The 24300-nt window shown below is 62.2% G+C and carries 30 protein-coding genes; 21 read left to right on the top strand and 9 right to left on the bottom strand.

What is annotated here, in order from left to right; translation table 11 throughout:
- Nucleotides 1-88: 88 nt before the first annotated feature.
- The 6 genes from uvrB (at nucleotide 89) to ACSQ3L_RS11810 (ending at nucleotide 7252) form a co-directional block, all read left to right on the top strand.
- Entirely contained in the window at nucleotides 89-3265 is a 3177-nt protein-coding gene (gene uvrB, locus ACSQ3L_RS11835) for an excinuclease ABC subunit UvrB (protein WP_436160103.1), read from the top strand.
- 275 nt (nucleotides 3266-3540) lie between these two features.
- The gene (locus ACSQ3L_RS11830) at nucleotides 3541-4446 is read left to right on the top strand and encodes a DMT family transporter (protein ID WP_436160102.1); all 906 of its coding nucleotides are present in this window, start codon (nucleotides 3541-3543) and stop codon (nucleotides 4444-4446) included.
- A gap of 248 nt (nucleotides 4447-4694) precedes the next feature.
- Nucleotides 4695-6245 carry an ABC-F family ATP-binding cassette domain-containing protein gene (locus tag ACSQ3L_RS11825; RefSeq protein ID WP_436160101.1) on the top strand — a complete coding sequence of 517 codons (1551 nt, stop codon included), beginning with the start codon at nucleotides 4695-4697 and terminating at the stop codon, nucleotides 6243-6245.
- Nucleotides 6246-6325: 80 nt separating this feature from the next.
- A complete protein-coding gene (locus ACSQ3L_RS11820) occupies nucleotides 6326-6604 on the top strand; it encodes a type II toxin-antitoxin system RelE/ParE family toxin (protein WP_436160100.1) in 279 nt (92 codons plus the stop codon).
- Nucleotides 6605-6631: 27 nt separating this feature from the next.
- Nucleotides 6632-6940 carry a HigA family addiction module antitoxin gene (locus tag ACSQ3L_RS11815; RefSeq protein WP_057143482.1) on the top strand — a complete coding sequence of 103 codons (309 nt, stop codon included), beginning with the start codon at nucleotides 6632-6634 and terminating at the stop codon, nucleotides 6938-6940.
- Between the two features lie 138 nt (nucleotides 6941-7078).
- On the top strand, nucleotides 7079-7252 hold the full coding sequence (locus ACSQ3L_RS11810; RefSeq protein ID WP_436160099.1) for a hypothetical protein: 174 nt from the start codon (nucleotides 7079-7081) through the stop codon (nucleotides 7250-7252).
- Between the two features lie 56 nt (nucleotides 7253-7308).
- Here ACSQ3L_RS11810 and ACSQ3L_RS11805 read toward each other — a convergent pair whose 3' ends face one another.
- A complete protein-coding gene (locus ACSQ3L_RS11805) occupies nucleotides 7309-7923 on the bottom strand; it encodes a glutathione S-transferase family protein (RefSeq protein WP_436160098.1) in 615 nt (204 codons plus the stop codon).
- Between the two features lie 244 nt (nucleotides 7924-8167).
- On the opposite strand from ACSQ3L_RS11805, the gene ACSQ3L_RS11800 reads away from it, so the two are divergent.
- Both ACSQ3L_RS11800 and ACSQ3L_RS11795 read left to right on the top strand, forming a co-directional pair.
- Nucleotides 8168-8596 (top strand): VOC family protein, encoded by a 429-nt coding sequence (locus ACSQ3L_RS11800; RefSeq protein ID WP_436160097.1) that lies wholly within the window; start codon nucleotides 8168-8170, stop codon nucleotides 8594-8596.
- A 72-nt stretch (nucleotides 8597-8668) separates the two neighbouring features.
- Nucleotides 8669-9022 carry a DUF1428 domain-containing protein gene (locus ACSQ3L_RS11795; protein WP_436160096.1) on the top strand — a complete coding sequence of 118 codons (354 nt, stop codon included), beginning with the start codon at nucleotides 8669-8671 and terminating at the stop codon, nucleotides 9020-9022.
- A gap of 66 nt (nucleotides 9023-9088) precedes the next feature.
- Here the strand turns inward: ACSQ3L_RS11795 and ACSQ3L_RS11790 are convergent, their stop codons facing one another.
- Both ACSQ3L_RS11790 and ACSQ3L_RS11785 read right to left on the bottom strand, forming a co-directional pair.
- Nucleotides 9089-10729, bottom strand: coding sequence for a tetratricopeptide repeat-containing sulfotransferase family protein (locus ACSQ3L_RS11790; RefSeq protein WP_436160095.1), 1641 nt, complete (start codon nucleotides 10727-10729; stop codon nucleotides 9089-9091).
- Between the two features lie 186 nt (nucleotides 10730-10915).
- Nucleotides 10916-11140 carry a hypothetical protein gene (locus ACSQ3L_RS11785; protein WP_436160094.1) on the bottom strand — a complete coding sequence of 75 codons (225 nt, stop codon included), beginning with the start codon at nucleotides 11138-11140 and terminating at the stop codon, nucleotides 10916-10918.
- Nucleotides 11141-11466: 326 nt separating this feature from the next.
- Between ACSQ3L_RS11785 and ACSQ3L_RS11780 the strand changes: the two genes are divergently transcribed.
- The 6 genes from ACSQ3L_RS11780 (at nucleotide 11467) to ACSQ3L_RS11755 (ending at nucleotide 14562) form a co-directional block, all read left to right on the top strand.
- Complete coding sequence (locus tag ACSQ3L_RS11780; protein ID WP_379100846.1) at nucleotides 11467-11673, top strand: cold-shock protein; 207 nt, start codon at nucleotides 11467-11469, stop codon at nucleotides 11671-11673.
- 144 nt (nucleotides 11674-11817) lie between these two features.
- Nucleotides 11818-12087, top strand: a complete 270-nt coding sequence (locus tag ACSQ3L_RS11775; protein WP_109659820.1) for a hypothetical protein — start codon at nucleotides 11818-11820, stop codon at nucleotides 12085-12087.
- Nucleotides 12084-12368 (top strand): hypothetical protein, encoded by a 285-nt coding sequence (locus tag ACSQ3L_RS11770; protein WP_352664165.1) that lies wholly within the window; start codon nucleotides 12084-12086, stop codon nucleotides 12366-12368. Before ACSQ3L_RS11775 ends, ACSQ3L_RS11770 begins: the two co-directional genes overlap by 4 nt.
- A 39-nt stretch (nucleotides 12369-12407) precedes the next feature.
- Nucleotides 12408-12545 carry a hypothetical protein gene (locus tag ACSQ3L_RS11765; RefSeq protein WP_436160093.1) on the top strand — a complete coding sequence of 46 codons (138 nt, stop codon included), beginning with the start codon at nucleotides 12408-12410 and terminating at the stop codon, nucleotides 12543-12545.
- A 100-nt stretch (nucleotides 12546-12645) separates the two neighbouring features.
- On the top strand, nucleotides 12646-12864 hold the full coding sequence (locus ACSQ3L_RS11760) for a hypothetical protein (protein WP_436160092.1): 219 nt from the start codon (nucleotides 12646-12648) through the stop codon (nucleotides 12862-12864).
- Nucleotides 12865-13008: 144 nt separating this feature from the next.
- On the top strand, nucleotides 13009-14562 hold the full coding sequence (locus ACSQ3L_RS11755) for an EAL domain-containing protein (protein ID WP_436160091.1): 1554 nt from the start codon (nucleotides 13009-13011) through the stop codon (nucleotides 14560-14562).
- Between the two features lie 85 nt (nucleotides 14563-14647).
- Here the strand turns inward: ACSQ3L_RS11755 and ACSQ3L_RS11750 are convergent, their stop codons facing one another.
- A complete protein-coding gene (locus ACSQ3L_RS11750; RefSeq protein WP_436160090.1) occupies nucleotides 14648-15064 on the bottom strand; it encodes a Kazal-type serine protease inhibitor family protein in 417 nt (138 codons plus the stop codon).
- Between the two features lie 492 nt (nucleotides 15065-15556).
- Here ACSQ3L_RS11750 and ACSQ3L_RS11745 point away from each other — a divergent pair, with 492 nt between their 5' ends.
- From ACSQ3L_RS11745 to ACSQ3L_RS11735, 3 genes are all read left to right on the top strand, one after another.
- Nucleotides 15557-15769, top strand: coding sequence for a cold-shock protein (locus tag ACSQ3L_RS11745; RefSeq protein ID WP_006202520.1), 213 nt, complete (start codon nucleotides 15557-15559; stop codon nucleotides 15767-15769).
- A gap of 316 nt (nucleotides 15770-16085) precedes the next feature.
- Nucleotides 16086-16298 (top strand): cold-shock protein, encoded by a 213-nt coding sequence (locus ACSQ3L_RS11740; RefSeq protein WP_013530020.1) that lies wholly within the window; start codon nucleotides 16086-16088, stop codon nucleotides 16296-16298.
- A gap of 183 nt (nucleotides 16299-16481) precedes the next feature.
- The gene (locus ACSQ3L_RS11735) at nucleotides 16482-16910 is read left to right on the top strand and encodes a BA14K family protein (protein WP_436160089.1); all 429 of its coding nucleotides are present in this window, start codon (nucleotides 16482-16484) and stop codon (nucleotides 16908-16910) included.
- Between the two features lie 95 nt (nucleotides 16911-17005).
- On the opposite strand, the gene ACSQ3L_RS11730 is transcribed toward ACSQ3L_RS11735, so the two are convergent.
- The 3 genes from ACSQ3L_RS11730 to ACSQ3L_RS11720 all read right to left on the bottom strand — a co-directional run bounded on the left by ACSQ3L_RS11730 (nucleotide 17006) and on the right by ACSQ3L_RS11720 (nucleotide 19197).
- Nucleotides 17006-17644, bottom strand: coding sequence for an MBL fold metallo-hydrolase (locus tag ACSQ3L_RS11730; RefSeq protein ID WP_436160088.1), 639 nt, complete (start codon nucleotides 17642-17644; stop codon nucleotides 17006-17008).
- A gap of 196 nt (nucleotides 17645-17840) precedes the next feature.
- Nucleotides 17841-18158, bottom strand: coding sequence for a hypothetical protein (locus ACSQ3L_RS11725; protein ID WP_436160087.1), 318 nt, complete (start codon nucleotides 18156-18158; stop codon nucleotides 17841-17843).
- A 145-nt stretch (nucleotides 18159-18303) separates the two neighbouring features.
- Complete coding sequence (locus ACSQ3L_RS11720; RefSeq protein WP_436160086.1) at nucleotides 18304-19197, bottom strand: branched-chain amino acid aminotransferase; 894 nt, start codon at nucleotides 19195-19197, stop codon at nucleotides 18304-18306.
- A 245-nt stretch (nucleotides 19198-19442) separates the two neighbouring features.
- On the opposite strand from ACSQ3L_RS11720, the gene ACSQ3L_RS11715 reads away from it, so the two are divergent.
- The 4 genes from ACSQ3L_RS11715 to ACSQ3L_RS11700 all read left to right on the top strand — a co-directional run bounded on the left by ACSQ3L_RS11715 (nucleotide 19443) and on the right by ACSQ3L_RS11700 (nucleotide 23379).
- Entirely contained in the window at nucleotides 19443-19976 is a 534-nt protein-coding gene (locus ACSQ3L_RS11715) for a MarR family winged helix-turn-helix transcriptional regulator (protein WP_436160085.1), read from the top strand.
- Nucleotides 19963-20682, top strand: a complete 720-nt coding sequence (locus ACSQ3L_RS11710) for a response regulator (protein WP_013530014.1) — start codon at nucleotides 19963-19965, stop codon at nucleotides 20680-20682. Before ACSQ3L_RS11715 ends, ACSQ3L_RS11710 begins: the two co-directional genes overlap by 14 nt.
- 50 nt (nucleotides 20683-20732) lie before the next feature.
- The gene (locus tag ACSQ3L_RS11705; protein ID WP_436160084.1) at nucleotides 20733-22148 is read left to right on the top strand and encodes an ATP-binding protein; all 1416 of its coding nucleotides are present in this window, start codon (nucleotides 20733-20735) and stop codon (nucleotides 22146-22148) included.
- Between the two features lie 208 nt (nucleotides 22149-22356).
- A complete protein-coding gene (locus tag ACSQ3L_RS11700; RefSeq protein WP_436160083.1) occupies nucleotides 22357-23379 on the top strand; it encodes a glycosyltransferase family 4 protein in 1023 nt (340 codons plus the stop codon).
- Here ACSQ3L_RS11700 and ACSQ3L_RS11695 read toward each other — a convergent pair.
- Nucleotides 23376-23735 (bottom strand): tRNA-binding protein, encoded by a 360-nt coding sequence (locus ACSQ3L_RS11695; protein WP_436160082.1) that lies wholly within the window; start codon nucleotides 23733-23735, stop codon nucleotides 23376-23378. The genes ACSQ3L_RS11700 and ACSQ3L_RS11695 overlap by 4 nt on opposite strands.
- Before the next feature lie 13 nt (nucleotides 23736-23748).
- On the bottom strand, nucleotides 23749-24249 hold the full coding sequence (locus ACSQ3L_RS11690) for a YbjN domain-containing protein (RefSeq protein ID WP_013893499.1): 501 nt from the start codon (nucleotides 24247-24249) through the stop codon (nucleotides 23749-23751).
- Nucleotides 24250-24300: the final 51 nt, after the last annotated feature.

Genomic DNA, 24300 nt, shown 5'->3' with positions numbered 1-24300 from the left:
ACAGCCTTCTGTCAGGAGCCGTATCCGGCGAGACGCCTCACCTCATCCCACTCTTTCCATTTTGGCCAGGAAATCCCATATTCGGGACATGGCCAAATCTCCCGATCAGAAAACGCCGCCGACGGCGAATGACGACCGCGCCGCGCCGAAGCGGCGCAGCCCACTGACCGATTTCCTGGACGCCTCGGAACTGCTGCACAGAGGCGGCTTCGCCGAAATGCCGCAGCCCGAGCTTTCGGGCACACCGCTGAGCGGTTCAATCGCGGACTGGGCCGAGCAGATCGAGCAGGAAGCCGAAAAGGAAGGACGTCTTGTTGGCAAGGGCGACGGCGGCAAATCGCCGAAGCCATCGAAGAAGATACCCGAGCGCTCAAGCTCGCCGGGGCGCAGCGCGCGCGGCACCTCGATGGGTGGCGCGGCGTCGGCCAGGGAGCGCACCGCAGCCGGCCTCAATCCGGTCGCCGGCCTGGACATCTCGCTGGAAGACGCCGAGACCATGGCCTCGGGCAGCGTCACCGCGACGGTGGCGGCACTGTCGGCGCTGATCGAATCCGGCAATCCGCTGCACAAGGACGGGGTGCTGTGGACGCCGCATCGCCCTGCCCGCCCCGAAAAATCCGAAGGCGGCATCGCCATCAAGATGGTGTCGGATTTCGAACCCGCCGGCGATCAGCCGACCGCCATCAAGGATCTGGTCGAAGGCGTCGACAACAACGACCGCACGCAGGTGTTGCTCGGCGTCACCGGCTCTGGAAAAACCTTCACCATGGCCAAGGTGATCGAGGAGACGCAGCGCCCTGCTTTGATCCTGGCGCCGAACAAGACGCTGGCGGCGCAGCTCTATTCCGAGTTCAAGAAATTCTTCCCGGAAAACGCCGTCGAGTATTTCGTCTCCTACTACGACTATTACCAGCCGGAAGCCTACGTCCCGCGCACCGACACTTTCATCGAAAAGGAATCCTCGATCAACGAGCAGATCGACCGCATGCGCCATTCGGCGACGCGGTCGCTGCTCGAGCGCGACGACGTCATCATCGTCGCCTCTGTGTCCTGCATCTACGGTATCGGCTCGGTCGAAACCTACACGGCGATGACCTTCCAGATGCAGATCGGCGACCGGCTCGACCAGCGCGCGCTGCTCGCCGATCTCGTCGCCCAGCAGTACAAGCGCCAGGACATCAACTTCGTCCGCGGCTCGTTCCGGGTGCGCGGCGACACGATCGAGATCTTCCCGGCCCACTTGGAAGATCGCGCCTGGCGCATTTCGATGTTCGGCGACGAGATCGAGCAGATCACCGAGTTCGACCCGCTGACCGGCCAGAAGACCGGTGAACTGAAAAGCGTCAAGATCTACGCCAACTCGCACTATGTGACGCCGCGCCCAACCCTCAACCAGGCAATCAAGTCGATCAAGGAAGAGCTCAAGCATCGGCTGGTCGAACTGGAACGGGCCGGCCGCCTGCTGGAAGCGCAGCGGCTGGAACAGCGCTGCCGCTTCGACCTCGAAATGCTGGAAGCCACCGGCTCCTGCGCCGGCATCGAGAACTATTCGCGCTATCTCACCGGCCGCCAGCCGGGCGATCCGCCCCCGACTTTGTTCGAGTACATTCCCGACAATGCGCTGGTCTTCATCGACGAAAGCCATGTCACCGTGCCGCAGATCGGCGGCATGTATCGCGGCGACTTTCGCCGTAAGGCGACGCTGGCCGAATACGGCTTCCGTCTGCCGTCCTGCATGGACAACCGGCCGCTGCGTTTCGAGGAATGGGATGCCATGCGGCCGCTCTCGGTTGCCGTCTCGGCGACCCCAGGCGGCTGGGAGATGGAGCAGGCCGGCGGCGTCTTTGCCGAACAGGTCATCCGCCCGACAGGCCTGATCGATCCGCCGGTCGAGATTCGCCCGGCCAAGACCCAGGTCGATGATGTCGTCGGCGAAATCCGCGACACCACCAAGGCCGGCTACCGTACGCTGGTCACCGTGCTCACCAAGCGCATGGCCGAGGACCTGACCGAATATCTGCACGAGCAAGGCATCCGCGTCCGCTACATGCACTCCGACATCGACACACTGGAACGTATCGAGATCCTGCGCGATTTGCGCCTTGGCGCCTTCGATGTGCTGGTCGGTATCAACTTGCTGCGTGAGGGCCTCGACATCCCCGAATGCGGCTTCGTCGCCATTCTCGACGCCGACAAGGAAGGTTTCCTGCGCTCGGAAACCTCGCTGATCCAGACCATCGGCCGCGCCGCCCGCAACGTCGACGGCAAGGTCATTCTCTATGCCGACCAGGTCACCGGCTCGATGGAACGGGCAATGGCCGAGACCAACCGCCGCCGCGAAAAGCAGATGGAGTGGAACGCGGCCAACGGCATCACGCCGGAATCGGTCAAATCGCGCATCTCAGACATCCTCGACTCGGTCTATGAGAAGGACCATGTCCGCGCCGACATCTCGCAGTTCACAGACAGCGCCGGCGCCATGATGGGCAACAATCTGAAAGCCCATCTCGACGCGATGGACAAGCAGATGCGCGACGCCGCCGCCAATCTCGACTTCGAAAAGGCGGCCCGCATCCGCGACGAGATCAAGCGGCTGCGCGAGATGGAACTGTCCGTCTCCGAAGACCCGCTGGCCAAATACGCCGACATGGAGAGCCCAGTCTCCGGCCGCGAAAAGGGCAAGCACAACAAGGGCGTGGCCAAACATCGTACATCAGAGGAACAGGAGCGTTTTCGCAAGCTCGACGAAGCACGTGCCGCCGAAGAGGCCGCCAAGGCTGCCCGCCCTAACCTCTTCCGCAAGCCTGATCTTGACGAAATGGGCGCCGATGGCGCGGTGCCGGTGAAGAAGCCGCTGTTTTCGAAACCCTCGATCGACGATATGGGGCCAGGCACCGACATGCCGACGCCGGCCGGTGCGGTATCGCGCTCGCTGTTCAAGAAACAGTCAGCGTCCGAGGCGCACGGCTCCGACTTCGGTATTCCCGGCGACGCCACCAAGCCACTGTTCAAGAAGAACTCGCTTGATGAAATGACCGTGCGGCGCACGGAAAAGCCGGTCGAGGGAAAAGTGCCGGCGAAGCCACAGCCGATCTCTCCCCAAGTGGGAGAGATGCCCGGCAGGGCAGAGGGGGGCGCGAAGGAACGCGACGATTCCCCCAAGCCAATGGTTCGTCAGCGCGCCGGCATCGGCTCCTACGAAGATCCCGGCGACGCCCGCCGCGAAAAGCGCCGGCCCGGCAAGACGGGTAGGCCGGGAAAGTAGCGATCCTTCGCGCCCCCCTCTGCCCTGCCGGACATCTCCCCCACGAGGGGGGAGATGCTGTCGGCGATTTTCTTTTGAGGCTGGCGGTTGGCGAAACCGGCCGTCACAGCCGATCTCCCCCCGTGTGGGGGAGATGTCCGGCAGGACAGAGGGAGGCGCTGTCCCGCCAGCATAAAAGCTCTTTCTCCTGAATTTGCGCTCAGCCTTGCCAGTTGCGGGTGGAACCTATACGGGCGTTGCCATCCTGGCCTTCCGTCCCAGAAACTCGCCACATCATGAAACCCAAGGACATCGCCGCCTACATCTTCCTGGCCATCACCTGGGGCCTGTCGTTCCTTGTCCTTCTCAAGGTCGTGCATGCCTTCGGCTGGGTCGGCGCGGTCACCTTGCGGTCGCTGTTCGCCGGTATCACGCTTTTCCTGCTTGCCGCAGCGACGCGGCGGCGGCTCGATTTCAGCGCCGGCTGGCAGCACTTCGCCGTGATCGGCGCGACAACGGTCGCCGCACAGCTGGTCGGACTGTCCTACGCCACTCCACGCATCGGCACGGCGATGGCAGCTATTCTTGTTGCCGCGATCCCGTTGTTCTCGATGATCCTCGGTCAGTTGTGGGGGCTTGAACGTATGACCGTTCGCGGGCTGGCCGGCCTGCTGCTCGGCGCCGCAGGGATCGCCGTTCTGGTTGGCTTTCCCGCCGTCCCGGTCACGGCATCCTTCGCGTTTGGCTGCGCCGCCTCGCTGTTCAGCTCCTTTGCTGCCGCCTTCGGCAGCAATTACGCCAACCGCCATTTGCGCTCGGCCGGCTCGTTCGAACTCACTGGCGCCGCCTTCCTGTTCGGTGGCCTGATGACGCTGCCGTTGCTGCTAGCTGTACCGGTGCCTGCCATGCCGCGCGCCATCGACTTCCTCTATCTCGGCCTTCTCGCCTGCGTGATGAGCGCCTTGACCTATGTCGTTTATTTCCGGCTGGTTTCCAGCATCGGCGCAACCAAGACGATCAGTGTGGAATTCGCCGTGACCACGATCGCGGTGCTGGCCGGAACGATAGTGCTCGGTGAGTCACTGACCATCATCCAGGTCGTCGGCGCGGTAGCAATCATTGGCGGTTGCATACTGGTGCTGGACCCGTTCCCGCACCGCGTGAAAGTGGCAGTCTTGCCACCCACCCCGCCTTTGGTGTAATCGCTCTCACACACTCGAACGTCTCGAAAGGAGGGCTGTGTGTTCGATTTTTCTCGTCACCATCGTCAGCGTGGCCCGATTTCTGCCCTGCGAGCTTGCTTGCAGGGCTGACCAGGGACGGTCCGGGTTTTTCCCGCTTCGATTTTTTGGTCTGCCCTTCGTGGTGCCGCAACGCCGAGCCTGATGGCTGGTAAGCGCACCGTCAAAGTGCATCCGGAGTTGTCTCCGGCAAGACCAGAGAAATCAAAATGGCCCTGATCAGCCTCAAATCCCTCGGCGTCACCATGAGTGCGCCGCTGTTTTCCAATCTCGACCTCACCATCGGCACCGGCGACCGGCTCGGCATTGTTGCCGCCAACGGTCGCGGCAAGTCGACTTTGCTTAAATGCCTGACCGGCGAGATGGAGCCGACCTCCGGCGACATCACCCGCACGCGTGGCCTGCGCGTCGGTCATGTCGAGCAATCCGTTGCCCCAGCTCTTCTCAGCCGTACGTTCCATCAGGTGGTGGCCGACGCCTTGCCGGCCGAGCAGGCCGACAGCGAGATGTGGCGTGTCGACGTGGTTCTCGATTCGCTGGATGTGCCGGAGCCGATGCGCGAGCGGCAAATGCAGGCGCTGAGCGGCGGCTGGCAGCGGCTGGCGCTGATTGCCCGCGTCTGGGTCACCGATCCCGACGTGCTGCTGCTCGACGAGCCGACCAACCATCTCGACCTTGCCCGCATCAGCCAGCTCGAAACCTGGTTCAACACGCTGCCGCGCGAGGTGCCGGTCGTCATCGCCAGCCATGACCGCGCCTTTCTTGATGCCACCACCAACCGGACGCTGTTCCTGCGCCCGGAACAGTCGCCGGTGTTCGCGCTGCCCTACTCTCGCGCCAGGCAGGCGCTCGACGAGGTCGACGCCTCGACCGAGCGCAAGTTCCAGCGCGACATGAAGGTGGCACAGCAATTGCGCCGGCAGGCGGCCAAGCTCAACAACATCGGCATCAATTCGGGAAGCGACCTGCTGACGGTAAAGACCAAGCAGCTCAACCAGCGGGCCGAAAAACTGGAGGAAGCGGCGAACCCGGCGCATCGCGAGAAGTCGGCCGGCGCGATAAAACTGGCCAATCGCGGCACCCACGCCAAGGTGCTGATCACGCTCGACGACGCGGCGGTGGAGACGCCCGACGGCACGCTGCTGTTTCGGACCGGCAAGCGCCATATCTGCCAGGGCGACCGCATCGTGCTGCTCGGCCGCAATGGCGTCGGCAAGTCGCGCTTCGTCACCTTGATCCGCAATGCCATCATCGAACCGGACACGGTGCGGAACGTGAAGGTGACGCCGTCGACCGTGCTCGGCTACAGCGACCAGGCGCTGTCGGGCATCATCAGCGACGACACACCGCTGGCTATGGTCTCACGCCGTTATGATGTCGGCGAGCAGCGCGCCCGCTCGCTGCTCGCCGGCGCCGGTGTGGTCATCGAGATGCAAGAGAAAAAGATCGGCGTGCTGTCCGGCGGCCAGAAGGCGCGGCTGATGATGCTGGCGCTGAGGCTTGCCAATCCGAACTTCTATCTGCTCGACGAGCCTACCAACCATCTCGACATCGACGGTCAGGAAGCACTGGAAGCGGAACTGCTGGCGCATCAGGCCAGCTGCGTGCTCGCCTCACACGACCGCTCCTTCATCCGCGCCATCGGCAATCGCTTCTGGTTGATCGATAAGCGGCGGCTGACCGAAGTCGATGACCCGGAGGATTTCTTCTGGTTGGTGGCCGAGGGCGGTAGGATGACGGCTGCCGAATTCGGTTCTTGATCTGATTTGAAGACAATGCGCCTGTAAATCATTTGCTTACACCCTCTTGATTTGTGTAAGCAATCTGTTTACATATATCGATGATCAAGTCCTTCAAGAACAAGGCGCTGTCGGATCTCTTTCAAACTGGAAAGACCGGCAAGATCGACGCCAAGATGCACAAGCGCATTCTTGTCCGGCTTGACCGCCTGGAAGCGTCGGAGAAGCCGGAGGAGATGAATCTCCCCGGCTTCGATTTCCACCCGCTGAAAGGGTTCGATCCCATTCGCTACACGGTCCACGTCAATGGCCCGTGGTGCATCACATTCGAATTCGACGGCAAGGACGTCGCCCGCGTCGATTTCGAGCAATACCACTGAGGCGGCCCGATTGGAGAAGTTCGACTTATGACCGTACACGAGCCGACGCGTCCTATTGAGCGTTGTCCCTCCCACCCGGGAGCGCTGCTTGAGGACATTATCCCGGCAACTGGAAAGACCAAGGTGGAAATTGCAAATCTGCTGGGGATCTCCCGGCAGCAGCTCTATGATATCATCCGCGAAAAGAAGCCGGTTTCGCCGGCTGTGGCCGCACGCCTTGGAAAGCTGTTCGGCGACGGAGCCGCGATCTGGCTTCGAATGCAGGCGGCTTTCGATGCCTGGCACGCAGAGCGTGAAGTTGATGTTTCAGCGATCCCGACGCTCAAGGTTGCGTAGGCGCCGCTCGGCGGCGCTTGAATAAAATATCAAACGCCGCCCGCAAAAAATTCTCGACGGTCTGTCGGATGACCGCCATGCACCGCGTCCTTGGGATGCCGACACGATGATGCCGGCTTCAACCGAGGAGAAAGCATCATGTCCATTCTGTCATCCATAGGCCGCATCGCCACCCGTTACGCCGCCACCCGCGCCCGCTATCGCAGCGAGCGCGCCCTGCTTTCGCTGCCGATCGAATTGCGCAAGGACATCGGCTGGCCGGAAATCGTGACCGACGCGCAAAATGGTCCCCGGATTCGCAGGGCTCCCTGACCCATGCAGCCGGGCAACCATGCCATCAATGCCGGCCGCCACTTGGCGACCGCCATTCAGTCATGCGTCTCGCCTGAAAGCGGTGTCGCCTGCATCGATACGCGCTTCTCGAAAGTCTCGAACCAGCGCGTCAGCCGTGCCCGTGAGCGAAAAGGCGGAAGATGGCGGAACGCCATCCAGGACAGCGTGGTGGCCAAGGCAATATGGCCGACATGGAGCGGCGCCTCGTCGTCCAGCATGCCTTCGATCCAGTCGTAGCTCGCCTCGATCTTTTCCCGGTATCCGTCGGCCAGAGCATTATAACGCAGCTGTTCGGGTCTCCTTTCCGTCTCCCAGCGCAACGCTATGCCTGTCTGCGCCAGGCCCTGGGCGACCGACTGCAGCCGCAACGCCTGCCAGCGGGCTTCGCCGTCTTGCGGCAGCAATTTGTGGCCGTCATGCAGCGTGTCGAGATAGGCGCAGATGACATCGGAATCGAAGATCGGCGACGCGTCGGGCCGCAACAGCACCGGCACTTTGCCGAGGGGATTTTCGGCATAGACGCGAGCATTGCGCAAGGTCGGACTGGTCTCGTGATGAATGACTTCTAGCCGATCGGCAATGCCGACCTCGTGAGCGAAGACGAGCGCCTTGCGTGCGAAGGGTGAGTGGGTCTGATAGTAGAGGATCATTGTCGTCTCGGAGGTGAGGAAGCGTCGCGTGATCCATCTGTTCTAGCCTGCGAGCTGCGAGAATTGCGCTCTGATTGGGGGCCGCCGACGCAAGTTCATTTCACGCCTCTCGTTCAAGCCCACCGGCTGCCCGGCCTGTCCAGGCCCGGCCCGCCAAAAAATTTCGCGGCCATGTAGGATCGCCGCCGCCTCATGCGTCCTATGGTTGGCAAGGCCAAACCAAACGTGAAGAGGAACACGAAAAATGAACGACCAGACCCCGGCTCAGGCTGCAGCGAAAGTGCTTGGCGGATTGACCCCCTACCTGCAGATCGACGGCGCCTTCAAGGCCGCTGAATTCTACAAGAAGGCCTTCGGCGCCGAGCAGGTCTTTGCCTATCCGGCGGACGAAAAAGGCCGCACCATGCACATTCACCTCCACATCAACGGCTCGACGCTGATGCTCTCCGATTTCTATCCCGAAAACGGGATGCCCGCCGTCAAGCCGCAGGGCTACACCATGCAGCTTCACCTCGGCAGCGACGACATCGATGCCTGGTGGAAGCGCGCCGTCGATGCCGGCTGCGAAGTCGCCGTGCCGCTCCAGATCATGTTCTGGGGTGACCAGTGGGGCAACATGCGCGACCCGTTCGGCGTCGAGTGGGCGATGAACGCGCCGGTGAAGAAAGCCTGATCTATGCCAATGGCCAAGGCCCTCACCGGCTGGCGTCGGTGAGGCCCTGCGAACTTCCAGGAGGAGACCCACATGTCCTATGTCGATGGTTTCGTACTTGCCGTGCCCAGGGCAAATCTCGATGACTACAAGCGGCTGGCCAACCTCACAGGCCCTATATGGATGGAACATGGCGCGCTCGCCTATGTCGAATGTATCGGCGACGACGTGCCCTATGGCGAGGTCACTTCGTTCCCGCGCGCCGTGCAGGCAAAGGACGACGAGATCGTCGTCTTCGCCTGGGTGGTCTATGAATCCAGGCAGAGCCGCGACACGGTGGTGCCCAAGGTGATGGCCGACCCGCGTTTGACACCCGATTGGGGTCCAATGCCCTTCGATATGAAGCGCATGATCTTCGGCGGCTTCCAGCCGTTCATGGAGCTCTAACACCAAGCTAGGTCGAGATTGAGTACCGGAAGCGCAGGGAACTGCCGTTCGCAGGCCAGCCTCACCTCAATATCGGTCTAGCTTGTCCAGCAGTGGCTTGAGCCGGTCTCCATAGCGTTTCCACAGATCGACTGAGCCCTGATACATCGGCTGGCGGACCTGCGCGGCGGAAGCCGTGCGCACCGGCCGGTCGGTCTCGTGGAAGGACAGCGCCGCATCGTCCCAGGGCAGGCCGAGATGGGCGATCAGAGCCCGCGTCTGGCCTTCCTGGTCGGCGACGAAATCCTCATAGCGCACATCATGCACGACGCCGGGCAGCACCGTGTGCCAATGCGCCATGATGTCGGTGTAGAGATTGTGGAAGTCGGCGAGTTCGCCTAGATCGTAGCCATAGCGATGGCTGTCGCCGCGGAAATGCACCTTGTAGATCGACAGGCAGGTCGCCGCCGCATCGCGCGCGCAATGGACGATCTTGGCCTTCGGCAGCATCAGATGCAGGAAGCCGACGAGCAGGAAGTTGCCCGGCATCTTGTCGGTGACGTGTTTGAAGCCGGGACAGCGGGCGTGCAGCATGTCGAGATAGGCCTCGCCGGCCTCGGCAAAAGCTTTGTCGGGCATATCGGCGATCCCTGCGGGAAAACCGCCCTTCATGGTCAGCGGAAACTGTTTGCCAACCGCCGTCTTCAGGATGCTGAGCTCGCCGGCACCGTAGACCTGCGGATGGCTGGCGATGATCTGCTCGACCAGCGTCGTGCCGGAGCGCGGCATGCCAACGACGAAGATCGGCGTGTCGTCGCTGATTGAGCTGGGCTTGTGCTTTTCGAAGAAGCCGGCATCGAAGGTCGCCTTCATCGCCTCGAACTCGGCCCTGGTCTTGGCCTGGTCGTAGTCGATGCCCTTGCGGCGGATCGCATTGCCTTCGGCGAAATAGTCGAAGGCCCTGCCATAATCCTTGAGATCGTCATTGGCCTTGCCGAGGCCGAAGGACAGCTGCATGCGCGCCAGGCTTTCCTTCGGCGCCTTGGCATGCTGGGCCTCCATGCCGGCAAGCTCGCTGTCGCGCTCCTTCTGGCGCTTGACTTGCGTCAGCATCAGCCAGGCTCTCGCCATGCCGGGGTCGACCGCCAGCGCCTGTCGGAAAAGGTCGGCTGCTTCGTCGAGCTTGCCCTTTTCCATCAGCCCGACGCCGAGTCCGTGCAGCAGGTCGGCATCTCTAGGCCGGATTGTCAGCGCCTCGCGGAAGACGGCGAGCGCCTCGTCGAGCCGTCCGGCTTCCTGCAGCGTTTCGGCAAGGCCGATGCGTGCGCGGACATGAAAGGGATTGCGCCCGATCGTGCCGCGATAGATCTCTTCGGCGCCCTCGAACTGGCTGAGCTGCTTCAGCGATGAACCGAGATTGTCGCGCGCCGCCAACTGATCGGGCCGCAGCGTCACCGCCTTGCGGAAGCAGTCGACGGCGGCAGCGACCCGGCCGAGGTCGCGCAGCACGGTGCCGAGATTGTTTTGAAAATCCGGATTGCCGGGCTGCAAGCGCACCGACTGTTCGATCAGGTCCAGTCCTTCCGCGCTGCGCCCGGTCTGGTGCAGCAGCAGCCCGAGGAAATGCGCCGCGGCAGCATGATTGGCCTTTTGTGCCAGCACCTGCCGGTAGATCGCCTCGGCCTCCTGCCGGCGCCCGGCCTGATGCAGCTGCAGCGCCTGCTGCACACGCTGGTCGAGCCCTAGCGGTGGCTGTCCGCCAGCACCAGACTTGGTTCCCGCGCCCGCCGCTCGTCTCTGATCTCTGTTGATGGGAAACCTGCCATGTTTGTCCGCCTGTGGCGATCTAGGCCATCGGCGCGGCAGGTTCAAGGCTTTGCTTAGTGTCTCGGCCCTTCCCATCGGTGGCGAAGGTCAGATCAGGCGGTTGGTCTCGGCAACCTGTCTGGCCCGCCTCACGGTGCCATCGGTATCGGCGATCGTTCGCCTTGCCGCCTCATCGCTTCTGATGGTCAGCCGTGCCGACTTGGCGATCATCGGCTTGCCGGTCGGGCCGGCGGCAACGGCGGGTATGATGGTTGGCTTGATGATCGCGTTGATCGCTACGGTCATGCCTCTCGGGGTTCTGACGGAAACCATGGTTTTATCCTTCCGGGGAACAAATAAAATGCAAGCGCCGGGAAAATCGACCCAGCATAAATTCAAGCATTTTTTGAAAGCCATTGAGCCATATCACGATTAATCAAATAATTATAGCGATCTATTTTTTTGCCGCCGTCGGCGTTTTTCATGAATCTTCTTGAACAATCAGCCCTTTCAGCCTATATAGACAGGATCGCTTTGGGCCAGAATTGGCATCTCGCGGCGTCAGAGGTTCTCGACCCGCCAATCTCATTCCAAGTCATCGATACCGGGCGCGCGGCATATTCGCTCTGCGGCCATCTCTCACTCTTCGAAAGACCCACATGAACACCGGAACCGTGAAGTTCTACAATGGCCAGAAGGGGTTCGGCTTCATTCAGCCGACCGATGGCGGCAAGGATGTTTTCGTCCATGTCAGCGCACTGGAGCGCGCCGGCTTCCCCGGCCTCGCCGAGGGCCAGAAGCTGCAGTTCGACTTGGAGCGTGACACCAAGGGCCGCGAGTCGGCCGCCAATTTGCAATTGATCTGATCCGGCCGAATTCGATGAACGCTGACCACGGATGTACTGGCAGCTCTCGGAACCGGCTTATTTCCAGCGACCGTCGGAAATAGGAAAGCGGGGCTCGTCCCCGCTTTTTTGCTTCGGGACCGCTGCTTTGCGTAGGTTAAGACAATGCCGGACCGCACCACCCACTCCATCGCGCATTTCGCGGCACCTTTCGTGCTCGGCGGACTGGAAGGGCAGTTGCCGGCCGGCGACTACGACATCGATCACGACGAAGAGCTGATCGAGGGCATGTCGCGGCTTGCCTGGCGCCGCGTCGCCACCTTCATCCATCTGCCGGCAAGGGCGGTGAAAAACCCGCCCACCAGCCAGCTTGTCGCCATCGATTACCTCGAACTCGAAACAGCGCTGAAGCGCGACAGGGAGAATGCAGCATGATCCGTTTCCAGCAGAATGCGCGCCCGCGCACCGACACGCCCGCGCACCAGTTTGCGATCGGTCAGACCGTGCGCATGAAGAGCCGCACCGGCCTCGTCCAGAAGACCGCCGAACTGTTCCAGATCAAGAGCAGGCTGCCGGTCAAGGACGGCTCGCCGCAATACCGCATACGCAGCGAGCAGGAGACCCATGAGCGGGTCACCACCGAAGACAATCTCGAACCGGCCGACAACCCGGTTGTTACTGACAACCCGGTCGTTGCCAACGACCCGGTCGTCTGAGACCCCACCGCCAAGCCAACACTGAAGCAGGAGCACGACATGTCCAAGGGTCAACAGCGAAGCAACCGCGAGACGCGCAAGCCGAAGAAGGACAAGGTCGTGGCCAAGCCCGCCTCCCCGTTCGGCTCGTCGGTCAAGCAGGCCGAAAGCGGCCTGAAGCCGAAGTCGAAGGGCTGACAAACTGGAGGGCGTGCCTCTTGCGCCCTCTCCGTCGTCCCCTGTGTGAGGCGGCGAGTTGACTGAAAAAGCCTGCGCAACACCTGCCACGGAGGCGCGCTTGAACTTCGTCATCGAGTTCTACCGGTCGCGCGACGCCGACGAAGCCACGCTCGACAAGGTGTCGCTGGAAGCACCGAACCTGCGCGCCGCCCTGCAGGGTGCCACCGCGCTGTTCCACACGCTGGCCATGCCGCAAACGCCTGATCGCCTGCGCATTTGCGACGACAGTGGCAGCGAGCTTTACGCCGGCCCTGCCGACGGGGCCTATCCAGCTTAGAACAGCAGCGCATGCCAGCATTAAAGTTCATGTAAGGTCAACGCCATAAGATCCGCTTGAACCGGGCCGCTGCCGCAATTGGTGGCCCGAGACATTGCGGGCGACCCGTTACAGTCGCCGCTCGCGTCCGAAGGCAGGAGGCGTATGGACAGGTCGCGCATCATCGTGACGGCGGTGGTGCTGGCCATGCTGGGCGCCATCGTGCCCATCGCGGCCATGTTTCATCTCTCATGGATCCAGGCCGTCCAAAAGGAACACGAACGGCTGCAGCTGTTCGCCAGCCGTGCCATCGCCAGGGCCGACATCTCGCTCAACGACGCGACCGCCGCGTTGCGCCAGATCGACCAGTTCACCGGCATCCGCTGTTCGGCGGACCACATAGCCCGCATGCGGCAACTCACCATCAACACACGCCCGATCGAAGAGATGGGCTATTTCGAAAATGGCCTGCTCAAATGCTCCTCATGGGGACTGACCGAAGGGCGCGTTGCGCAATCCACCCCGGACTTCACCACCAGGGACGGCATTGCCATCACCGCCCGCATGCAGCCGGTGATGAGCGAGGGCCATTTTCTGATGGCGCTGCAATACAGGGACCACAACGTCCTTGTCGATCCGGTGCGCTTTGTCGACGTCATCGTCGATCCCGGTGTCCAGCTCGCCTTGACGACCCAAACGGGCATCCTGCTTGGCGCGCTGAACGGCCCGGATCCCGCCAGCATCGAGAAGATCATCGCCGACCCCGAAGAAGGCATCGAAGACGACCTCCTGTTTGCCACCGCGCACGGCACGGGCTGGATCGCTGTCGCCACCGAACCGACAAGCCAGATCCTCGGCAGTGTTCGCCAGCAGCAATTTCTGCTTCTCCCGCTCGGCGCCTTCATGGCAGCCTTCATCATCGGCATGGTTGTCTGGCTATCGCGAAGGCGGCTTTCCCCCTTGGGAGAATTGCAGATCGCCGTGCGCAAGCGCGAATTCATCGTCCACTACCAGCCGATCGTCGAACTCAGGACCGGCAATTGCATCGGGGCGGAAGCACTGGTGCGTTGGAGGCGGCCGAACGGTTCCCTGATCCGGCCCGATCTTTTCATTCCGCTGGCGGAAGAAAGCGGCCTGATCACGGCGATCACCGATCAAGTCATTGCAATGGTCGTGTTCGACCTGAACAGCCTTCTGGTCACTGATCGCTCGCTTCACATCGCCATCAATCTCAGCGCAGCCGATGTCAGCACGGCGCGGGTCCTGCCCATTATCGAAAAGGCGTTGCAACACACCGGGATCCAGCCCCGGCAAATCTGGCTCGAGGTCACGGAGCGCGGTTTTGTCGATATCAACTCCGCCCGTTCGACGCTCATGCGTGCCCGCGAACTTGGCCACGCAGTGGCAATCGACGACTTCGGCACCGGCTATTCCAGCCTCTCCTATCTCGAAGGGCTGCCGCTCGATGCGCTCAAGATCGACAAATCGTTCATCGACACGATCAGCACGAATTCCGCCACCAGTTCCGTCACTCCGCATATCATCGACATGGCCAAGACGCTGAAGCTGAAGATCGTTGCCGAAGGCGTGGAGACGCAGGCACAGGCCGATTACCTCGTCGAACACAACGTCGACTACGGCCAGGGCTGGCTATTCGCCAGACCTATGCCTGCAGCCGAATTCATCGCATACTGTCGGCGGGTGAAACTGCCGGCTTAAAGGCCAATAGAACAGTGTCTGGCGAAGTCCGCAGGCGGCACTTGCCTTCTACCTTCGTGTGGGAGAAGGCAAGAACCCAGCCTTCTCAGCACGGTCCGTCGTCAACGATGCGATAGTCCGAGGCACGGGCTTCGCAAGCATTGGGGAAGGTACGCATCTCGCCGTGCCGACGCGCGCACACCGGCGCATATTCGCGGGTGCAGAACGTCTGCTCTTCGCCACCGCCGCCGCCGCCGCCGCCACCGCCGTCGCGGCACGGACCGTCGCGGACGATACGGTAGCCGGCCCGATCGGCAAGGCAGGCATTGGCGAAGGTCTGGCGGTCGCCGCCACGCCGGGCACAGACCGGCTCGTACTGCTTGCTGCAATATTGCGGTTCGGGCCGTGGCGGACGCGGCCCCGGTCCGTCATCATCGACGACCACGGTGCAGGCGGCAAGAATTGCCGACAGCAACAGGATGGCAAAACCCTGCCGCGAAAAGATTGCCGCCAGAAATTTCATGATGATCTCCCACAATCGCGTCTTTGGAAACGATCCTCGCCATTCCCCTGCCAAATGCAATCCCCGTTTGAGCACCCAGGTCGACAACGTCACCTGGACCTGCAGGCGACGTTAGCCCGCCCCGACATCTGGCCCATTCGTGGCTCAGTTCTGGCCGATGACCCGGCCGGCAAGCAAGCCTATGCCGGGCCGATCGATGTTCAGGTCAGTCGATCCATGCGTCGGGATACGCCAGTACGGCGGCCCGCGGCGGTATCTTGCAACCATCACGTTTCCGTGCGATAAATTCCGTGTTCGGGCATTTGCGACCCGGAGAGCGGAACGTTTTGGACGACCTTTCCCCGATACTGTGAATCTCTGACGGCCCCGTTTTCGGCGGGGGGTTTGACCATGCGCCAATGCATGACTGCCGAAGCAACCACCGGGACTTGCCCATTGCGCCAGGCGGCGGGCGGGACCACCAAAGACTGAACGGGTGAAGGAGTTTCCCCAATGGCCCAGACCGGCACCGTTAAATTCTTCAACGCGACCAAAGGCTTCGGTTTCATCACGCCCGACGGCGGCGCCAAGGATGTGTTCGTCCATATCTCCGCGATCGAGGCTTCCGGCTTGCGTACGCTTGTCGACGGCCAGAAGGTTACCTTCGACGTCGAGCCGGATCGCATGGGCAAGGGTCCCAAGGCCGTCAATCTCCGCGCAGCCTGAGCCATCGGCGCACCGCACGTCTCTCGGACGCGCGACGGAGGCTCCAATGCCTGAACCTGGCTTGGAGAGGGATTTGAATTTTGAAAGGCGCGGCGATCTTCGTCGCGCCTTTTTCGTTCCGAAAACGCAGACCAATGCATGTCGCTCAGAGGTGGCCCCGAACGATATGCAGGAAAACAAAGACCTAAAGCATGTCGCGACGCGCTTGACGCGCCCTTAAAACTTTCTCTTGCCGATGACGCTAAAATAAAGGACAAATTTCCATTCGGGCATCTGCCGGCCCGAGACTGGAGTTTATGGGACAAAGGAGCTTCCCATGCCGCAGACCGGCACCGTCAAATTCTTCAACCATGCCAAGGGCTTCGGCTTCATCACGCCCGATGATGGCGCGAAGGATGTTTTCGTCCATATTTCAGCCGTGCAGGCGTCCGGTCTTCCCGGTCTCGAGGATGGCCAGAAAGTGTCGTTCGACACCGAGCCGGACAAGCGTGGCAAGGGTCCGAAAGCCGTCAACCTGTCGGTCGGCTGAGCCGGCTTGAGACCGGCGACGGCAGACGCTTCCGCTCTCTTGAGAGCGTGTGATCTTTGACGCTTGTTTTGAATCAACGCCGAAATCCGTTCAGCCCCCGTTCAGCCACGGTTGCATATTAGTCTTTGGTAAAGCCGGACCGCATCCCCCGAAACTACACGGGCCGGCACGAAGGAGACCGACATGAACCGAATTTTCAAAACCGCCGTCCTGGCCGCTGCCGTGGTCGCCACCACGCTCACGGCCTTGCCCGCCGCCAATGCGCGCGACTGGCGCCATCATGGCCATCACGGCAACGGCGATGCCATTGCCGCCGGCGTCCTCGGCCTTGCGGCCGGCGCACTGATCGGTGGTGCATTGGCCAATGACCGGCCGCCGCCCGACGCTGACCGCTACTACGATGACGGTTACTACGATCGTGACGTAGTGGTGCGCCCGGCCCCGGTCCGCCGCTACTATGCGGAGCCGAGGGTTGTCTATGCCGATCGTTACGCCGAGCCGTGGACGCGGGACTGGTACGAATACTGCTCGGACCGCTACCGCACATTCAACTCCCGCACCGGCACCTTCACCGGCAATGACGGCGAACAGCATTTCTGCACTGCCAACTGAACCAGGGCTTCCCTGCCCCAAACAAAAAAGCGCTGACCGCAAGGCCAGCGCTTTTTTGTTTTCAGCGTGACTGGGATCGACCATGTCGGCACACCCTAAACGAGAAATGGGTTGGTCCGCCGTTCCTCGCCAAAACGTCCGCCGGGACCGTGGCCGCAGATGAAGCCGATGTCGTCGCCGAGCGGCAACAGCTTGTCCTTGATCGAGGCGATCAGCGCCGCATGGTCGCCGCCCGGCAGGTCGGTACGGCCCACCGAACCGCGGAACAGCACGTCGCCGACATGGGCGAACTTGGCCGCGCGGTTGTAGTAGACGACGTGACCGGGCGCGTGGCCGGGGCAATGCAACACCTCGAACACATGGCTGCCGAACGACACGGTCTCGCCTTCGGTCAGGAAACGGTCGGGAACGCAGTTGCGCGCGCCGGCGATGCCGTAACGCCTGCCTTGGTTTTCCAGATTGTCGAGCAGCGGCTTGTCGGCCTCATGCGGCCCGATGATCTCGACGCCGAGCGCTTCCTTCAGTTCCATGGCGCCGCCGGCATGGTCGATGTGGCCATGCGTTATCCAGATCGCATCGGCTGATATCGCATTGTCCTTCAGCACCGACAGAACCTTGTCGATGTCACCGCCCGGATCGACGACGACACCGTGCTTGTCGTCCATGTCGAACAGGATGGTGCAATTCTGCTGAAACGGTGTGACCGGCACGATGCCGGCATTAAGCTGACCCATGATCGTCCTTTCGCTATGCCAGCGGTGATGTAGAGCAATTCCAGGAAAAGTGTGAAGCGGTTTTCCGTCCGGAATTGCGTCAACAGAGAGACCGAGCGGGCGAAGGGCGTCCACCCCTCGAAAGACGAACAGTCAGTTGCTCTAGAAACGGAAATGGGCGGCCGAAGCCGCCCATTTGAACAGACCGGATGGCCGTTTACTTCTTCATGGCACCCATGACCGCACCGAGAATGCCGGTCAGAATCGCACCACCGCCGGCGCCGCCGACGATGTTCTGTAGGTTCAGCGCGCTGCCGAGACCGCTCGTTGCTGCTGCCGCAGCCGCCGGATCGACCGCACCGCCGCCGAGCAGGCTGCCGAGGATCGCCGCACCGCCGACGCCGCCAATGGCTCCGCCCAGGATTTTGGGAAGCTGACCCATCGCCGCCGTCTTGAGCGCCGCACCGACCGCCTGACCACCGATGACGCCAGTAATCACCTGTATGATGATCGGAAGAAGCGTGTTCATGTCCATATGATTAGTCCCTCCATAGCTGCCAGCCTCCCGGGCCGACACCATCATGAGACGCCGAATTGGACGAAAGTCAAATGCAGAAGCGCTTAAATAAAAGGGGCGGCCCTAAAACCGCCCCTGCTTCCTAAAAAAGCTGTGACTTTCGTTATTCTGCTGCGATCGCGTGCTTGGGCTGAACGGCGGCAGAATAGTCATTCATAAGGTTCTTGGCGATTTCACCGACCTCGAATCGGTAAGGCCCAATCTCCGAAACCGGTGTCACTTCCGCTGCCGTCCCGGTCAGGAAGCATTGCTCGAAGCCCTCGAGTTCCTCCGGTAGGATGGCACGTTCGATGACCTCCAGGCCGCGATCCTTGGCCAACCCAATGACCGTGCGGCGGGTGATGCCGTCGAGGAAGCAGTCGGGCTTGGGCGTGTGGATCTTGCCGTCCTTGACGAAGAATATGTTGGCGCCGGTCGCTTCGGCGACCTGGCCGCGCCAGTCGAGCATCATGGCGTCGGCATAGCCCTTGGCCTCGGCGGCATGCTTGGACATGGTGCAGATCATGTAGAGGCCGGCGGCCTTCGATTTGGAGGGTGCGGTGCGCGGGTCGGGCCGGCGCCATTCCGCCACGTCGAGGCGGATGCCTTTCAGCTTCTGCGCCGGATCGAAATAGCTCGGCCACTGCCAGATGGCTATGGCGCAGTTGATGCGGTTGTTCTGCGCCGAAACGCCCATCTGTTCACTGCCGCGCCAGGCGATCGGCCGGACATAGGCGTCCTGGAAACCCTGCTTCTTCAGAAGCGTGCTGGAGGCGTCGTTGAGCTCGGCCACCGAATAGGGAATCTTGAAGCCGAGCAGACGCGCCGATTCATGCAGGCGCTCGGTGTGTTCGTTGAGCTTGAAGATCTCACCGCCATAGGCACGCTCACCCTCGAAGACGGCGCTCGCGTAATGCAGGCCATGGGTCAGCACGTGGATCTTGGCGTCACCCCATTGGACGAATTCGCCGTTCATCCAGATGAAGCCATCCAGTTGGTCGAAGGGAACGGATGCCATGATAACCTCCCGCGGGTGGCTGCCCGCATAATTGTATGGTTGTCTGTTCGTGCCGGCCGCCCAAAGCGGTCTTTATGCTGGAGCGTAGGCGTATAATTAAGCTCTGGCAAACTCAGGAAGTTCCGGAAAAACCGGCTTCCCTTGCCTTTTCGTTCGCAATCCGCCCAAAAGCTTGTCAAAAATTACCATTGCAGGGAAATTACGTCAATAGTACTGACATAATCTCTCTTTCATACGGAGAAATGATGACGGATCGAAACCACGCAGCCGGGAAACCGATCAGGACCGCGATGTCAGTCGAGGACGGCATCGACTTCGCCATCATCGAGCTGTTCTTCTTCGCCTATCGTGACTTCACCTCCGATCCGGATCAGATCCTGGCCGATTACGGCTTCGGCCGCGCCCACCACCGGGTGCTGCATTTCGTCAACCGCAGGCCGGGCCTGACGGTCGCCGAACTGCTCGACGTGCTGAAGATCACCAAGCAGAGCCTGGCCCGCGTGCTCAAGCAATTGATCGACACTGACCATGTCGTGCAACTGCAAGGCCCGCGCGACCGCCGCCAGCGCGAGCTTTATCCGACCGCGAAGGGCCGCGCGCTGGCGCTGGCGCTGGCACGGCCACAGTCGCGCCGCATCCATGCTGCATTGGGAGATTCCGGAATAACCGAACGGGTCCTGGTGGAACGGTTCCTCGAAGCGATGGTCAATCCGGAGCTGAGGGCGCAGATCGACGTTGGGTCCGCAAAAATGTCAGGGAAAAGCCATGGAGAGCACTGAACGGGTCGATCACGCGGCCGCACCGGACGACGACGCGCCGCATCTGCTGGTGGTCGACGACGACACCCGCATCCGCAATCTTCTCAAGCAGTATCTGACTGAAAACGGCTTTCGCGTCACCGTAGCCGGCAATGCCGGCGAAGCCAGGCGCAAGCTTGCCGGCCTTGACTTCGACCTTCTGGTACTCGACGTCATGATGCCCGGCGAGACGGGCGTCGACTTGACCAAGTCGCTGCGCGCCGAAAAGAACGTACCGATCCTGATGCTGACGGCGCTGTCGGAGACCGACAGCCGCATCTCAGGGTTGGAGGCCGGCGCCGACGACTATCTGCCAAAGCCTTTCGATCCGCGCGAGCTGATCCTGCGCATCAACAACATCCTGCGCCGCGGCGGCCCGGCGACCACGCCCAAGGTCGAGCAGCTGGTCTTCGGTCCCTACACGTTCCAGATCGCCAGGCGCGAATTGAAGCGTGGCGGCGAGGCGCTGAAGCTGACCGACCGCGAACAGGAGATCCTGGCGATCTTCGCCGCGCGGGCCGGCGAGACGATACCCCGTCACGAGCTTGTCGGCGACGATTCGGAAGTCGGCGAGCGCACCATCGACGTCCAGATCAACCGGCTGCGCCGCAAGATCGAGCGCGATCCGTCCAACCCGGTCTGGCTGCAGACCGTGCGCGGTATTGGGTATCGGCTCAGCGTGGAATAGAATGCCGCCTGCGGCCGGCTGAACGGGCTGCAGGCAAGCGAAAAGAGCGAATGGCAACCACGCAACTGCAACAGCCGGGCAATGGCGGTTTGAGCGCACGCGCCGCGCGGACGCTGAAGGCGGTGCCGCGCGCCTGGAACCGGTTCTGGCGCCTCGTCTCGCTCTATATGCCCAAGCGGCTCTATGCCCGCTCGCTGATCATCGTCATCGCGCCGATGATCCTGCTGCAATCGGTCGTCGCCTTCGTCTTCATGGAACGCCATTGGGCAACCGTGACGCAGCGCCTGTCGCAAGCAACCGTGCGCGACATCGCCGCCATCATCGACCTGATCGAGACCTACCCGCACGACGCCGACTACACCAACATCATCCGCATTGCCCAGGACCGCATGCAGCTGAAGGTCGACCTTTTGCCGCCCGACCCGCTGCCGCCGCCGGGACCCAAACCGTTCTTCTCGATCCTCGACGATGTTCTCTCGTCCGAGATCACCCGCCAGATCAACCGCCCGTTCTGGATCGACACGGTCGGCAATTCCAACATCGTCGAGGTGCGCGTCCAGCTCGAGGGCAAGGTGCTGCGCGTCTTTGTGCGCCGCAGCCAGGCCTATGCCTCGAACACCCACATCTTCCTGATCTGGATGGTCGGCACCTCGCTGGTGCTGCTGATGATCGCCATTCCCTTCCTGCGCAACCAGATCCGGCCGATCCTGATGCTTGCCGAAGCCGCCGAAAGCTTCGGCAAGGGCCGGCCGATGCCGCGCGATTTCCGGCCGCGCGGCGCCGAGGAGGTTCGCCGCGCCGGCTTTGCCTTCATGCAGATGCGCGAGCGCATCGAGCGCCAGATCGAACAGCGCACCGCGATGCTGACCGGCGTCAGCCATGATCTCAGGACAATCCTCACCCGCTTCAAGCTGCAGCTTGCGCTTTCTGGCGGCAAGGCCGAGACCAAGGCGGCGCTCGACCAGGATATCGACGACATGCAGTCGATGCTCGAAGGCTATCTTTCCTTTGCCCGCGGCGAGGCTTCGGAAGACGCCGGACGGTTCGATCTCGAGGCCTATTTCGAGAAGCTCGGCGAGGAAGCCAGGCTGCGCAAGCGGAAATTGTCGACGACGCTTGCCGGCGACCCCGATGTGCATGTGCGGCCGAACGCCTTTGCCCGGCTGATGTCCAACGTCATCGGCAACGCCTTCCGCTATGCCAAGACGGTGGAGGTCAACGCCAACCATGGCCGCGGCTCGCTGCTGGTCACCATCGACGACGACGGCCCGGGCATTCCGTCGGACCGGCGCGAAGACGTGTTCAAGCCCTTCGTGCGGCTCGACGAGGCCCGCAACCTCGACGCCAGCGGCACTGGGCTCGGCCTGTCGATCGCTCGCGACATCGCCCGCTCGCATGGCGGCGACATCACCCTCGACGACAGCCCGCTCGGCGGCCTGCGGGCGGTGATCAAGGTTCCGGCATAGCGGGCAGCGCTGAAAGGCTTCATCCGCCCGTCATGAAACCATGGTCAAGAGCGCGCATGAAGCGCGCGACCTCACTTGATTCGGCCTTGCCGCCTCACTTCGATCCCGTGCCCGTCCGGGTGCGCTGGAGCGAAGCGAGGGCCGCAGGCTGGTCGCCGTTCCGGCATCGTCTCAAGGCAACCGTCGACCTTTCCTGCAAAGGGCCGCCATGCGCATATTGATGGTCACCGACGCCTGGCGCCCGCAGGTCAACGGCGTCGTCCACACGCTGGAACGGCTCACCGAGACGCTGAAATCCTTTGACGTCGCGGTGGATTTCCTGACGCCCAACATCTTTCGCACCCTGCCCTTGCCGACCTATCCCGACATAAGGCTGGCGCTGACCACGCCCGGCCATGTCGCGCGCCTGATCGACGCCGGCAAGGCTGACCACATCCACATCGTCACCGAGGGTCCGCTCGGCATCATGGCGCGGCGCTATTGTCGCAATGCCGGCCGGCCGTTCACTACCAGCTACCACACACGCTTTCCCGAATATCTCAGCGCCCGCCTGCCGGTGCCGGAAAGCTGGGCCTATCGTTGGCTGCGCGACTTCCACAATTCCGGCCAGGGCACGCTGGTCGCCACCCAGTCGCTCGCCAACGACCTTGCGGCGCGCGGCTTCAATAAGCTGCGGCCGTGGACGCGCGGCGTGGACACCGACCATTTTCGCCCGGACAAGAAGAAGGACCTCGGCTTCCCCGGCCCGGTTTTCCTTTGCGTCGGCCGCGTCGCTATCGAAAAGAACCTCTCCGCCTTCCTCGACCTCGACCTGCCGGGCAGCAAGGTGATCGTCGGCGAAGGCCCCGAGCTTGCCAGGCTGAAGGCGAAGTACAAGCAGGCGCATTTCCTCGGCCATCGCCCCAATGACGAACTGGCCGAGATCTATGCCTCGGCCGACGTCTTCGTCTTCCCGAGCCGCACCGACACCTTCGGCAACGTCATCATCGAGGCGCTGGCCAGCGGCACGCCGGTCGCCGCCTATCCGGTGACCGGGCCGATCGACATCGTCGGCGACGGCTTTGGCGGCGCGGTCTCGAACGATTTGCGCGAAGCGTCACTCGCCGCACTCAACGTCGACCGCGCGCAGGCGCGAGAGCGCGCCATGCGCTACAGCTGGAAGGTTTGTGCCGAGATGTTTCTCGACACAGTCGAGGAAGCGCTTGGCACGACGCGAAAGCTGGCGGCCTAAAACAACCGTCCGCCATCCGGCACCTTGCGCTCGATCGCGCCTAGCACCACGGCGCCCTCTTCGTCGGGAAAGCCGAGCGTCAGCACTTCCGACATGAACGGGCCGATCTGCCGCGGCGGGAAATTGACCACCGCGAACACCTGCCGGCCGATCAGCGTCTCCGGCGTATAGTACTTCGTGATCTGCGCCGACGATTTCTTGATGCCGATGCCGGCGCCGAAATCGATCTTCAGCTTGAATGCCGGCTTGCGCGCTTGCGGAAACGGTTCGACTTCTACGATCGTGCCGGCGCGGATGTCGACACGATCGAAATCGGCAAAACTGATTTCGGGCTTGCGCTCGCTGCTCGAACTCATCTTGGTTTTTGACTCAGGCGTTGCCGTAGGTCTCGAACAGCACGCCGGCCAGCGCATCCTTGGCCGAGGTTCCTGACCAGACGACGAACTGAAAAGCCTGGAAATAGCATTCGCAGGCTTCCAGCGCCGACGACAGCAGCACTTCGACCTGCTGGCTGGACGGCTCGACCCCGCCGGCCAGCAGCAGCGACTGGCGGAACATGATCGCGCCTTCCTGCTCCCAGAGGTCGAAATGGCCAAACAGCATCTGCTCGTTGATCAGCGACAAGAGCCGCATCACTTCCAGCGCGCGGGTCTCCGGCACCTTGATGTCGAAGGCGCAGGCCAGGTGCAGCGCCTCGAAGTCCTCCATCCATGAGAAGGAGACGTGATAGTCGGTCCAGCTGCCGGCAACCGAGATCGAAATCTCGTCGTCGCCTGCCCGCTCAAAGGACCAGTCGTTGTTGTGGGCCACCTGCTCGATAACATCCACCGGATGGATTTCGCGGGAGAATTCGAGTTCGAGAAGTTCCATGGAATGCTTCCTGTCGTTCTGTACGAGCGCCGCCACACGCTCCGCGGGAGG

The sequence above is a fragment of the Mesorhizobium sp. LjRoot246 genome (assembly GCF_964254115.1).
Classification (GTDB): domain Bacteria; phylum Pseudomonadota; class Alphaproteobacteria; order Rhizobiales; family Rhizobiaceae; genus Mesorhizobium.
Note: the sequence above shows the minus strand (reverse complement) of the source record. Positions and strands in the feature narration are given on the sequence as shown.